The sequence below is a fragment of the Halomonas sp. genome, from assembly GCF_031581305.1.
GTDB lineage: Bacteria > Pseudomonadota > Gammaproteobacteria > Pseudomonadales > Halomonadaceae > Halomonas.
Map to the genome: position 1 here is coordinate 4,496 of NZ_JAVLBC010000063.1, position 10,337 is coordinate 14,832.

The 10,337-nt window shown below is 67.3% G+C and carries 12 protein-coding genes; 5 read left to right on the top strand and 7 right to left on the bottom strand.

All coding sequences use genetic code 11. From position 1 onward, the window contains the following. From ald to radC, 7 genes are all read right to left on the bottom strand, one after another. Window positions 1-1,082, bottom strand: a 1,082-nt coding sequence (gene ald, locus RI841_RS07200; protein WP_310704913.1) for an alanine dehydrogenase, incomplete at its 3' end; no start/stop codon positions are given. 230 nt (window positions 1,083-1,312) lie between these two features. After that, entirely contained in the window at window positions 1,313-1,633 is a 321-nt protein-coding gene (locus RI841_RS07205) for a DUF2007 domain-containing protein (RefSeq protein ID WP_310704914.1), read from the bottom strand. A 6-nt stretch (window positions 1,634-1,639) separates the two neighbouring features. Further along, window positions 1,640-2,836: a class I SAM-dependent rRNA methyltransferase gene (locus RI841_RS07210; protein WP_310704915.1), complete on the bottom strand. Its 1,197-nt coding sequence runs from the start codon at window positions 2,834-2,836 to the stop codon at window positions 1,640-1,642. A 50-nt stretch (window positions 2,837-2,886) separates the two neighbouring features. Then, the gene (gene mutM, locus RI841_RS07215; RefSeq protein WP_310704916.1) at window positions 2,887-3,723 is read right to left on the bottom strand and encodes a bifunctional DNA-formamidopyrimidine glycosylase/DNA-(apurinic or apyrimidinic site) lyase; all 837 of its coding nucleotides are present in this window, start codon (window positions 3,721-3,723) and stop codon (window positions 2,887-2,889) included. A 94-nt stretch (window positions 3,724-3,817) separates the two neighbouring features. Beyond that, the gene (gene rpmG, locus RI841_RS07220; RefSeq protein WP_071944136.1) at window positions 3,818-3,973 is read right to left on the bottom strand and encodes a 50S ribosomal protein L33; all 156 of its coding nucleotides are present in this window, start codon (window positions 3,971-3,973) and stop codon (window positions 3,818-3,820) included. A 24-nt stretch (window positions 3,974-3,997) separates the two neighbouring features. Then, the gene (gene rpmB, locus RI841_RS07225; protein ID WP_040184989.1) at window positions 3,998-4,234 is read right to left on the bottom strand and encodes a 50S ribosomal protein L28; all 237 of its coding nucleotides are present in this window, start codon (window positions 4,232-4,234) and stop codon (window positions 3,998-4,000) included. Window positions 4,235-4,700: 466 nt separating this feature from the next. Next, window positions 4,701-5,375, bottom strand: a complete 675-nt coding sequence (gene radC, locus RI841_RS07230; protein ID WP_310704917.1) for a DNA repair protein RadC — start codon at window positions 5,373-5,375, stop codon at window positions 4,701-4,703. A 111-nt stretch (window positions 5,376-5,486) separates the two neighbouring features. Here radC and coaBC point away from each other — a divergent pair, with 111 nt between their 5' ends. From coaBC to slmA, 5 genes are read left to right on the top strand one after another with little or no spacing between them, the layout of a single operon-like run. Then, entirely contained in the window at window positions 5,487-6,725 is a 1,239-nt protein-coding gene (gene coaBC, locus RI841_RS07235; protein ID WP_310704918.1) for a bifunctional phosphopantothenoylcysteine decarboxylase/phosphopantothenate--cysteine ligase CoaBC, read from the top strand. Between the two features lie 23 nt (window positions 6,726-6,748). After that, window positions 6,749-7,231 (top strand): dUTP diphosphatase, encoded by a 483-nt coding sequence (gene dut / locus RI841_RS07240; protein ID WP_310704919.1) that lies wholly within the window; start codon window positions 6,749-6,751, stop codon window positions 7,229-7,231. A 42-nt stretch (window positions 7,232-7,273) separates the two neighbouring features. Further along, on the top strand, window positions 7,274-8,671 hold the full coding sequence (locus RI841_RS07245) for a phosphomannomutase/phosphoglucomutase (protein WP_310704920.1): 1,398 nt from the start codon (window positions 7,274-7,276) through the stop codon (window positions 8,669-8,671). Window positions 8,672-8,709: 38 nt separating this feature from the next. Further along, window positions 8,710-9,627 carry an acetylglutamate kinase gene (argB, locus tag RI841_RS07250; protein ID WP_310704921.1) on the top strand — a complete coding sequence of 306 codons (918 nt, stop codon included), beginning with the start codon at window positions 8,710-8,712 and terminating at the stop codon, window positions 9,625-9,627. A gap of 42 nt (window positions 9,628-9,669) precedes the next feature. Then, window positions 9,670-10,281 carry a nucleoid occlusion factor SlmA gene (gene slmA, locus RI841_RS07255; protein WP_310704922.1) on the top strand — a complete coding sequence of 204 codons (612 nt, stop codon included), beginning with the start codon at window positions 9,670-9,672 and terminating at the stop codon, window positions 10,279-10,281. Window positions 10,282-10,337: the final 56 nt, after the last annotated feature.

Genomic DNA, 10,337 nt, shown 5'->3' on the forward strand with positions numbered 1-10,337 from the left:
AGGCCGAAGGCCTCCGCCACCGCGCCGTAGGTCACCTGGCCGGCGTGGACGTTGAGGCCGGCGGCGAAGTGGGCATCGTCGGCCAGCGCCTGCTGCCAGCCCTTGTCGGCCAGGGCGATCACGAACGGCAGGGTGGCGTTGGTCAGCGCCTGGGTGGAGGTGCGCGCCACGGCGCCGGGCATGTTGGCCACGCAGTAGTGCACGATCCCGTCGATGAGGTAGGTCGGGTCGGTATGGGTCGTGGCCCGGCTGGTCTCGAAGCAGCCGCCCTGATCGATGGCCACGTCCACCAGCACGCTGCCCGGCTTCATCTCGGCGAGCATCTCGCGGGTGATCAGCTTGGGCGCCGCCGCCCCGGGGATCAGCACGGCGCCGACGATCAGGTCGCACTCGCGCACCGCCTCGTCGATGGCGTCGGCGGTAGAGAAGACGGTCTTCATGCGCCCCTGATAGCGGTCATCGAGGGTCTCGAGGCGCGGGATAGACTTGTCGAGCACCGTGACCTCGGCCCCCAGGCCCAGCGCCATGCGGGCGGCATTCTCGCCCACCACGCCGCCACCGATGACGGCCACCTTGGCCGGGGCCACGCCGGGCACCCCGGGCAGCAGCACACCGGACCCGCCCTGGGCCTTCTCCAGGCTGTGGGCCCCCGCCTGCACGGCCATGCGACCGGCCACGGTGCTCATCGGCGCCAGCAGCGGCAGGCCGCCCTGGCGGTCGGTGACGGTCTCGTAGGCGATGCAGGTGGCGCCGCTCTCCATCAGGCCACGGGTCAGGGTCTCCTCGGCGGCCAGGTGCAGGTAGGTGAAGAGCGTCTGGCCGGCCGACAGGCGGGCAACCTCCTCGGCCTGGGGCTCCTTGACCTTGAGGATCAGCTCGGCGCCCTCCCAGACCCTGGTCACGTCGGCCTCGAGGCGCGCCCCGGCGGTTTCATAGGCGGCGTCCGAGAAGCCGGCACCCTCGCCGGCCCCGGCCTGCACCGTGACCGTGTGGCCGCGACCGACCAGTTCCCGGGCGCCGGTAGGGGTCAGGGCGACACGGTACTCGTGGTTCTTGATTTCCTTGGGCACGGCGATCTGCATGGTGTTCTCCTGGACTGTTGTTGGGTGGCTTTCCTCCCCATTACAGCACAGGCAGTCTATATGCAAAGAGCCCACAAAGAAGAATGAAAGATTATATCGCTTCAGTAATGATTAGCCAGAAATTCTTCTATCAGTAACCACCCCTACAGGAAACCCTGTCACACCGCTCGAGGGGGACGGCCTGAAGACAGCGGCCAGGCTGAGGAGGGGCAGGCCAGCACCAGGGCATCTCAAGCGTCTCGGTGGGTGCCACAGTTCCAGCAGGTGTCGAACACGCCCTCGAGATGCTCACCACACCCCGGACAGGTCCATGCCGGGCGGTCGCTCGTTCCTTCCAGGGTCTGGCGAATCAGCGCCTCCGCCCGTTCCGCATTGTGGGGCGCCACCCACACCTCCGGCTCACACTCCCCCAGCGGCAGCTCACCGGCGCCACCGCCCAGGGAGAGATTACGCAATTCCGCGGGAATGCCGGCCGCGGTCAGCACGTTGTGCACGTGGCTGACCAGCAGCGCGTTGGAGTGGGCAAAGGCACGAACGTAGCCGGGGAACATCGGGAATCAGTCCCGGAAGACCCGGACGCCCAAGGCCTTCAGATAGGAGGTCTCGGGAATTGCCGGATGGACCGGGTGGTCAGCCCCCTGGTGGCCCTGGAAGAGAATCTGGCCCTGACGGTCCTGATGGCGCACTGCGCCACGCACCACGTCCACCAGGCGCTCCGGGGCCAGGTGCATGGAACAGGACGCCGAGAGCAACAGGCCATCACGCCCCAGCAGCCGCATCGCCTCGCGGTTGAGCTTGCCGTAGGCACGCTCACCGTTGGGGATGTCCTTGCGCTTGCGGATGAAGGCGGGCGGGTCGAGGATCACCACATCGAACTCCTCGCCCTCGGCCTTGAGGGCCGCCAGGACCTCGAAGGCATCGCCCTCGCCTACAGCCACCTGCTCGTGCAGCCCGTTCAGGGCGGCATTCTCGGCGACCCGCTCCAGTGCGGGACCGGAGGCATCCACGCAGAGCACGTCTCGAGCGCCATTGGCTGCGGCCTGCACGCCCCAGCCGCCCACGTAGCTGAACAGGTCCAGCACCCGCTTGCCGGCCACCAGGCCATTGAGCCAGGCGCGGTTGGCGCGATGATCGAAGAACCAGCCGGTCTTCTGGCCGTCGAGCACCGGGGCAGCGAACTTCACGCCGTTCTCCTCCAGCAGTACCTGGTCGGGCAACTCGCCCTTCACGACCTCGACGCTCACCTCGAGGCCCTCCTGGCGGCGCCCGCTGGTGTCGTTGCGCAGCACCACCGCCGACGGCGACATCACCTTGTCCAGGGCGTCGAGGAGCTCGGGCAGCACCGCCTGCATGCCGGCGGTGTTGAGCTGTACCACCAGGACGTCACCGAAGCGGTCGATGATGAGCCCCGGCAGCAGGTCGCCTTCGCCGTGCACCAGTCGGTAAAAGGGCTTGTCGAAGAGGCGCTGACGCAGCGCCAGCGCCTGGTTGAGGCGATGCACCAGCAGTGAACGGTCAAGCCCCTGCGCCGGGTCGCGGGAGACCATCCGCGCACAGATCAGCGAGTGCGGATTGACATAGGCCACACCCATGGCCTTGCCATTGGCGGCCTCGACCACCACCTGCGCGCCGGGCTCGATCTCCTTGATCGGCGTGGCCTGGATGTCGATCTCGTTGGAATAGAGCCAAAGATGGCCGGCCTTGAGGCGACGGTCGGCATTCTTCTTCAGGCGCAGTGAGCGAATTGCGGTCATGGGCATGTCTCGTGAAAGGATGAAGAGGCGTCGGCGGGGTCGCGCCGTCGTCAGGTCTGGCAGCGGCCGCAGAACACGCTGGCCCGCTGGCCCAGGGTCACCAGGCGCAGCTCGGCACCACAGCGGCGGCAGGGCTGGCCGTCACGCCCGTAGACATTGAGTCGCTGCTTGAAGTACCCCGGCTCGCCGGTACCGCCGACGAAGTCGCGCAGAGTGGTGCCACCCTGGGTGATGGCAGCCGCCAGCACCTCGCGCACCGCCGCCGCGAGGCGGTCGTAGCGCTCCCGGGCGATGCGCCCGGCGGCCCGGCGCGGGTCGATACCGGCCAGGAAGAGGGCCTCGGCGGCATAGATGTTGCCCACCCCCACCACCACAGCGTTGTCCATCAGGAAGGGCTTCACCGCCAGGCGGCGCCCGCGGGAAGACGCGAAGAGGCGTTCACCGTCGAAGGTCTCGGAGAGCGGCTCCGGCCCCAGCCGGGTCAGGCGCGGATCCTGTTCCACGCTGCCGGCCAGCCAGTCAACGAAGCCGAAGCGGCGCGGATCGTGGTAACGCAGGATAGCGCCGTCGTCGAGTACCAGATCGAGGTGGTCGTGCTTCTTCGGCAACTCGCCCAGACGGGCGATGCGCAGGCTGCCGGACATGCCCAGGTGCCAGAGCAGCGTCCCCGACGCCTCACCCTGTCCCGGCAAGGAGAACGGCATCAGCAGGTACTTGGCACGCCTAGCCAGCTCACCGATGCGCGCCCCGACCAGCCGCTCGACGAGGTCCGCCGGCACTGGCACGCGCAGGCGAGTCTGGCGCACGATCACCTCAGTGATCTTGTGGCCTTCCACATGAGGGGCAATGCCACGGCGGGTAGTCTCGACTTCGGGCAACTCGGGCATGGTCTGGTCCGGAGGGGCAGTGAAACGCAAGAACCCGACCATCGGGCCGGGTTCAAGCTGACAGGCGCCTGCCTGCGGCGGAAGCGACCAAGACTTACTTGATCTTGCCTTCCTTGTACATCACGTGCTTGCGGATCGTCGGATCAAACATCTTCTTCTCGAGCTTGTCCGGGGTGTTCCGCTTGTTCTTGTCGGTGGTGTAGAAGTGACCGGTACCGGCACTGGAAATCATTCGTATCTTGTCGCGCATGACGGATATCTCCCTGTGGAACGCTTAGACGGCTTCGCCGCGCTTGCGAATGTCGCCGAGCACCGCCTCGATGCCCTTCTTGTCGATGATGCGCATGCCCTTGGAGGAGACGCGCAGCTTGACGAAGCGCTTCTCGGACTCCACCCAGAAACGGTGGGAATGCAGATTCGGCACGAAACGACGACGCGTCTTGCGCTGGGAGTGTGAAACGTTGTTACCAGTCACCGGGCGTTTGCCGGTAACCTGACATACTTTGGACATGAGAGCCTCCAACCGCTTGGCCAGGTGTTTAGACCTGAGTGTTCAAAACCTGTCGGGCAAACCGGGACAGCCCCGTTGTCATTTGACCCAAGGGAATTCAAAGGCTGCACTTTATACCAGAGACCGCCGCATTCGGCAAGCGACGCAGCGATGATCCGATGGGGGCGTGACATAGCCTCGTGACACGCCTCAATGGCGCATCAGGGGACGATGGCAAGCGGGATGGGCCCTACCAAGGGACCCAGGAGCCTGTCGGACTTAACGCTGATCTACTGCGAAATCCGGTCTGTCGGCCAATGTCATTCGATCTGGTTCGTAAAATAGCGGGCTATTCGCCTCATCAGATCGATAGGCTTGCCTCGAAATCCGACTATCTCGTATCGATCGGTCAAATCCGACAGGCTCCTAGCGCAGCCGGTGCAGCATTATAGCCAGCCCCGCGCGGTTTTCATATCCATCCCGGCCATCACAGCCATCCCCGTTCCGCGAAGGAGACGACTTCCCCATCACCCACCACGAAGTGATCCAACACGCGGACCTCGAACAACCCAAGCGCCTCGCGCAGCCGCTCGGTGATGCGTCGGTCGGCGTCGCTGGGCTCGGCCACGCCGGAGGGATGGTTGTGGGCGAATATGATGGCGCCGGCACCCAGCTCCAGGGCACGGCGGGCCACCTCGCGAGGATAGACCGAGGCGCTGTCCAGGGTGCCGCGGAACAACGACTCATAGCGGATCACGCGGTGCTGGCTGTCGAGGAAGAGCGCAGCAAACTCCTCGTGGCCGAGATGACGCAGCTGGGCGGCGAGGTAGGCACGCACCAGCGACGGCGAGGTCAGCGCGTCGCCCCGGTTCAGTTGGCTGGCGAGATGCCGCCGCGACAGCTCCAGGGTGGCCTGGAGCTGGACATACTTGGCCATGCCCATGCCGCGCTCGGCGCAGAAACGCGCCTGGTCGGCCTCCAGCAGCTGACGAAGCCCACCGAAGGCCGACAGCAGATCCCGAGCCAGGTCCACCGCCGAGCGCCCCTCCACGCCGACGCGCAGGAAGATCGCCAGCAGCTCGGCATCGGAGAGCGCCTCCACCCCCAGCGCCAGCAACTTCTCCCGGGGGCGCTCCCCCTCCGGCCAGTCTCGAATTGACATCCCTGCCTCCCTGCCTGACGCCCGTGACTGTCAGTGTAGTCGGCCCGCCGGCTACGCAAGGTCAGGCACCGGTGGTAAGGTAGGCGACCGGATTCACGCTCGGATACCGCCATGTCGACACTTCCCCGCCGACGCGTCCTGCTCGGCATCAGCGCCGGCATCGCCGCCTACAAGAGCGCCCAGCTCGCCCGCCTGCTCACGCAGGCCGGCTGCGAGGTGCGTGTGGTGATGACCGAAGGCGCCCAGGCCTTCATCACGCCACTGACGCTGCAAGCCTTGACGGGGGAAGCCGTACGCACCTCGCTGCTCGACCCAGAGGCCGAGGCCGGCATGGGGCATATCGAGCTGGCCCGCTGGGCCGACACCATCCTGATCGCCCCGGCCACCGCCGACCTGATGGCGCGCCTCGCCCAGGGCCTGGCGGACGACCTGCTCACCACCCTGTGCCTGGCGAGCGAGGCCGAGAAGGCGATGGCCCCGGCCATGAACCAGGCCATGTGGCGCCATCCGGCCACCCAGCGCAACGCGCACCAGCTAGCCGAGGACGGCTGGCAGCTGCTGGGACCCGACAGCGGTGATCAGGCCTGCGGTGACGTGGGACCGGGACGCATGCTCGAGCCCGAGGCGATCCTGGCAGCGCTGCAGCAAACACGCGATCCCGACGCCCGAGAGGCCGACGGCCTGACCATCACCATCACCGCCGGCCCAACCCGAGAGCCGCTCGACCCGGTGCGCTACCTCTCCAACCACAGCTCCGGCAAGATGGGCTTCGCCCTGGCCGCCGCCGCCGCCTCGCTGGGCGCCCGGGTGCGACTGATCAGCGGTCCGGTCAGCCTGCCGACACCGGATGGCGTCGAGCGCACCAACGTGCAGAGCGCCCGGGAAATGCACGCGGCCGCCCAGCGGCTGGCCGCCGACAGCGACATCTTCATCGGCTGCGCCGCCGTGGCCGACTACCGAGCCGAGACGGCCGCCGAGCACAAGATCAAGAAGGTCGAAGGCGAGGAGGGCCTCACCCTGCGCCTGGTCAAGAACCCCGACATCATCGCCGGTGTCGCCGCCCTCCCCGAGGCGCAGCGCCCGCTGGTGGTGGGGTTCGCCGCCGAGACCCGCGACCTGGAGGCCTATGCCCGGGACAAGCTGGCCCGCAAGGGGCTCGACATGATCGTTGCCAACGATGTCTCCCGGGCCGAAATCGGCTTCGGAAGCGACGACAACGCCGCCCTGCTGCTGTGGCGGGAAGTCGACAGGGAAGGCAGCGAGAGCCTCGCCCCCCAGCCCAAGCCGCAACTCGCCCTGGCCGTGGTGCGCCGTGCCCTGGCCTGCCTGTCGCCCCGCAACGCCCCCTGACACCGAACACTCGAGGAATCCCGATGCCCATCGTTCCCGATCGCCCGCGCCTCGCCGTCAAGCTGCTCGACGAGCGCCTGCGTGATCATCTGCCTCACTACGCCACCCAAGGATCCGCCGGCATGGACCTGCGCGCCCTGCTCGATGCCCCCCTGACCCTGGCGCCCGGGCAGTGCGAGCTGGTGCGCACCGGGCTTGCCATCCACATCGCCGACCCGACCTTCGCCGGGATGATCCTTCCCCGCTCAGGGTTGGGCCACAAGCACGGCATCGTGCTCGGCAACCTGGTGGGGCTGATCGATTCCGACTACCAGGGCGAGCTGATGATCTCCACATGGAACCGTGGCGACGCGCCCTTCACCATCGAGCCCTTCGAGAGGCTGGCACAGTACCTGCTTGTTCCCGTAGTGCATGCCGACCTCGAGGTCGTCGAGGACTTCGACGCCAACCACCGGGGAGCCGACCAGCGTGGCACCGGTGGGTTCGGCAGCTCCGGCCGTCACTGAGACGGCACCCAGCCACTCGAACCTCTCCACAGGACGGACCCCATGACCCAAGAAGCGAGCCAGGCAGTCCCCGCCTCCATCTTCCGCGCCTACGACATCCGCGGCATCGTCGACGACACCTTGACCGAGAACGGTGTCGAGCAGATCGGCCGCGCCATCGGCAGCGAGGCCCGGTCGCGCGACGCGTCCACTGTGGTAGTGGCCCGCGACGGACGCCTCTCCGGCCCGCGCCTGCTGGCGGCCCTGACCCGCGGACTGATGTCGTCGGGTTGTGACGTGGTCGATATCGGCATGGTCCCCACCCCCGTACTCTATTTCGCCACTCACGTGCTCGAAGGCACCGCCTCAGGGGTGATGGTCACCGGCAGCCACAATCCGCCGGATTACAACGGTTTCAAGATCGTGCTGGGCGGCGAGACGCTCTCCGGCGATGCCATCACCGCGCTGCATACCCGCCTCGCGACGAGCGACCTCGCCGAGGGCCGGGGCCAGACGCGCCAGGAAGACGTGCGTGACGCCTACCTCGCGCGCATCCTCGGCGACGTGACGCTTTCCCGGCCGCTCAAGGCCGTGGTCGACTGCGGCAACGGCGTGGCCGGCGAACTCGGCCCGGCGCTGGTCGAGCGCCTCGGCGCCGAGACGATTCCACTGTTCGCCGAGATCGACGGCACCTTCCCCAACCACCACCCGGACCCGGGCAAGCTCGATAACCTCCAGGACCTGATCCGCACCGTGCAGGAGACCGGCGCAGACATCGGCCTGGCCTTCGACGGCGACGGCGACCGCCTCGGCGTGATCACGCCGAGCGGCAAGCTGATTTACCCCGACCACCTGCTGATGGCCTTCGCCGAGGACATGCTGTCGCGCAATCACGACGCCCGCGTGATCTTCGACGTCAAGTGCACCGGCAACCTGACCCGGGTGATCGAGGAGGCCGGCGGCACCCCCGAGATGTGGCGCACCGGACACTCGCTGATCAAGGCGCGCATGAAGGAGACCGGCGCCCTGCTGGCCGGCGAGATGAGTGGCCACATCTTCTTCCAGGAGCGCTGGTACGGCTTCGACGACGGCCTCTACGCCGCCGCCCGTCTGCTCGAGATCCTGTCGAGGCAGGCTGACGATGCGGATACCTTCTTCGCCCGCTACCCTCAGGACATCGGCACCCCGGAGATCAACATCACGGTCACTGACGAGACCAAGTTCGCGCTGGTGGACCGGCTGGCCCGGGAGGGCGACTTCGGTGAGGAGGGCGTCAAGACGACCCTGGACGGCATCCGCGTCGACTATCCGGACGGCTGGGGCCTGTGCCGCGCCTCCAACACCACGCCGGTGCTGGTGCTGCGCTTCGAGGGCAAGGACGACGCCGCCCTGGCGCGCATCCGCGGCCGCTTCGCCGACGCCCTCACCCAGGTATCACCCGACCTCGAACTGCCCCTCTGAGGGGCTGTTCGCCACACACAGGACAGGGAGCCCGACAGATGACCGAACAGACCCGTGACCCACGCCTGGTGGTGGAAGTGCTCTCCGAGGCACTGCCCTACATCCAGCGCTTCTCCGGCAAGACCGTGGTGGTGAAGTACGGCGGCAACGCCATGACCGAAGACACCCTGATCGACTCCTTCGCCCGCGACATGGTGCTGATGAAGGAAGTCGGCATCAATCCGGTGGTAGTGCATGGCGGCGGCCCACAGATCGGCGAACTGCTGGAGAAGCTCAAGATCGAGTCGCGCTTCGTCAACGGCATGCGGGTCACCGACGCCGAGACCATGGACGTGGTGGAGATGGTGCTGGGCGGCCTGGTCAACAAGGGCATCGTCAACCTGATCAACCAGTGCGGAGGCAAGGCCATCGGCCTGACCGGCAAGGACGGCGCGCAGATCCGCGCCCGACAGCTCCAGGTGGAACACCAGAGCCCGGAGATGACCGCGCCGGAGATCATCGACATCGGCCACGTGGGCGAGGTGGAGCACATCTCCACCGATCTCATCGAAATGCTCGCCGCGCGTGACTTCATCCCCGTGATCGCCCCCATCGGCGTGGACGCAACGGGCCGCAGCTACAACATCAATGCGGACCTTGTAGCCGGCAAGATGGCCGAAGCCCTGGATGCCGAGAAGCTGATGCTGCTGACCAACGTCGCCGGCCTGATGAACGCCGAGGGCGAGGTGCTCACCGGGCTGACCACTGGCCAGGTGGATGCCCTGATCGGTGATGGCACCATCCATGGCGGCATGCTGCCGAAGATCCGCTGCGCCCTGGATGCCGTGAAGGGCGGCGTAAGGAGCGCCCATATCATCGACGGCCGGGTGCCCCATGCCACCCTGCTGGAGATCTTCACCAACGCCGGGGTGGGCACCCTGATCACCGACATTCCCCAGGACCCGAACGCCGACTGAGCTCTCCGGCCCGATCCACCCGACCGACAAGAACATAACGACATGACGCAGGAAACACGAACCCCCAGTCGCCGCGAGCAGATCCTGCAGGGCCTGGCGCTGATGCTGGAGGAGGACAGCGGCAAGCGCATCACTGTGGCCGCCCTGGCCCGCCAGGTCGGCGTCTCGGAGGCCGCGCTCTATCGCCACTTTCCCAGCAAGGCACGGATGTTCGAGGGGCTGATCGCATTCATCGAGGAGTCCCTCTTCGAACGCATCGGCCGCATCCTCGAGGAGGTGCCGGAGGCGGTGCCGCGCTGCGGCCAGATTCTCACCCTGGTGCTGGCCTTCGCCGAGAAGAACCCCGGCCTGTCGCGCCTGCTGGGTGGTGATGCCCTGACCGGCGAGACGGCACGGCTGCGCCTTCGCATCCACCAGCTCTTCGAGCGTCTCGAGACTCAGCTCAAGCAGGTACTGCGCGAGGCGGAGTTGCGCGAGGGGCGGCGTCCCGCGCTGCCGGTCTCGGCGGCCGCCAACCTGCTGCTGGCCCAGCTCGAGGGGCAGATATCGCGCTACGTGCGCAGCGACTTCCGCCACCGTCCCACCGAGCACTGGGACGATCAGTGGGCGCTGCTCTCGGCCCAGCTGCTGCGGGAGAGCCCGCAGACGGCGTAGCGCGCCGAGCGCCGAGCGCCGAGCGCCGAGCGCCGAGCGCCGAGCGCCGAGCGCCG

Excerpts from the sequence above, each read along its gene's own strand:
- RI841_RS07205 (WP_310704914.1), bottom strand. The coding sequence starts at position 1,633 with ATGTTCCCCGGCTACGTTCGTGCCTTTGCCCACTCCAACGCGCTGCTG.
- RI841_RS07210 (WP_310704915.1), bottom strand. The coding sequence starts at position 2,836 with ATGACCGCAATTCGCTCACTGCGCCTGAAGAAGAATGCCGACCGTCGC.
- mutM (WP_310704916.1), bottom strand. The coding sequence starts at position 3,723 with ATGCCCGAGTTGCCCGAAGTCGAGACTACCCGCCGTGGCATTGCCCCT.
- rpmG (WP_071944136.1), bottom strand. The coding sequence starts at position 3,973 with ATGCGCGACAAGATACGAATGATTTCCAGTGCCGGTACCGGTCACTTC.
- rpmB (WP_040184989.1), bottom strand. The coding sequence starts at position 4,234 with ATGTCCAAAGTATGTCAGGTTACCGGCAAACGCCCGGTGACTGGTAAC.
- radC (WP_310704917.1), bottom strand. The coding sequence starts at position 5,375 with ATGTCAATTCGAGACTGGCCGGAGGGGGAGCGCCCCCGGGAGAAGTTG.
- coaBC (WP_310704918.1), top strand. The coding sequence starts at position 5,487 with ATGTCGACACTTCCCCGCCGACGCGTCCTGCTCGGCATCAGCGCCGGC.
- dut (WP_310704919.1), top strand. The coding sequence starts at position 6,749 with ATGCCCATCGTTCCCGATCGCCCGCGCCTCGCCGTCAAGCTGCTCGAC.
- RI841_RS07245 (WP_310704920.1), top strand. The coding sequence starts at position 7,274 with ATGACCCAAGAAGCGAGCCAGGCAGTCCCCGCCTCCATCTTCCGCGCC.
- argB (WP_310704921.1), top strand. The coding sequence starts at position 8,710 with ATGACCGAACAGACCCGTGACCCACGCCTGGTGGTGGAAGTGCTCTCC.
- slmA (WP_310704922.1), top strand. The coding sequence starts at position 9,670 with ATGACGCAGGAAACACGAACCCCCAGTCGCCGCGAGCAGATCCTGCAG.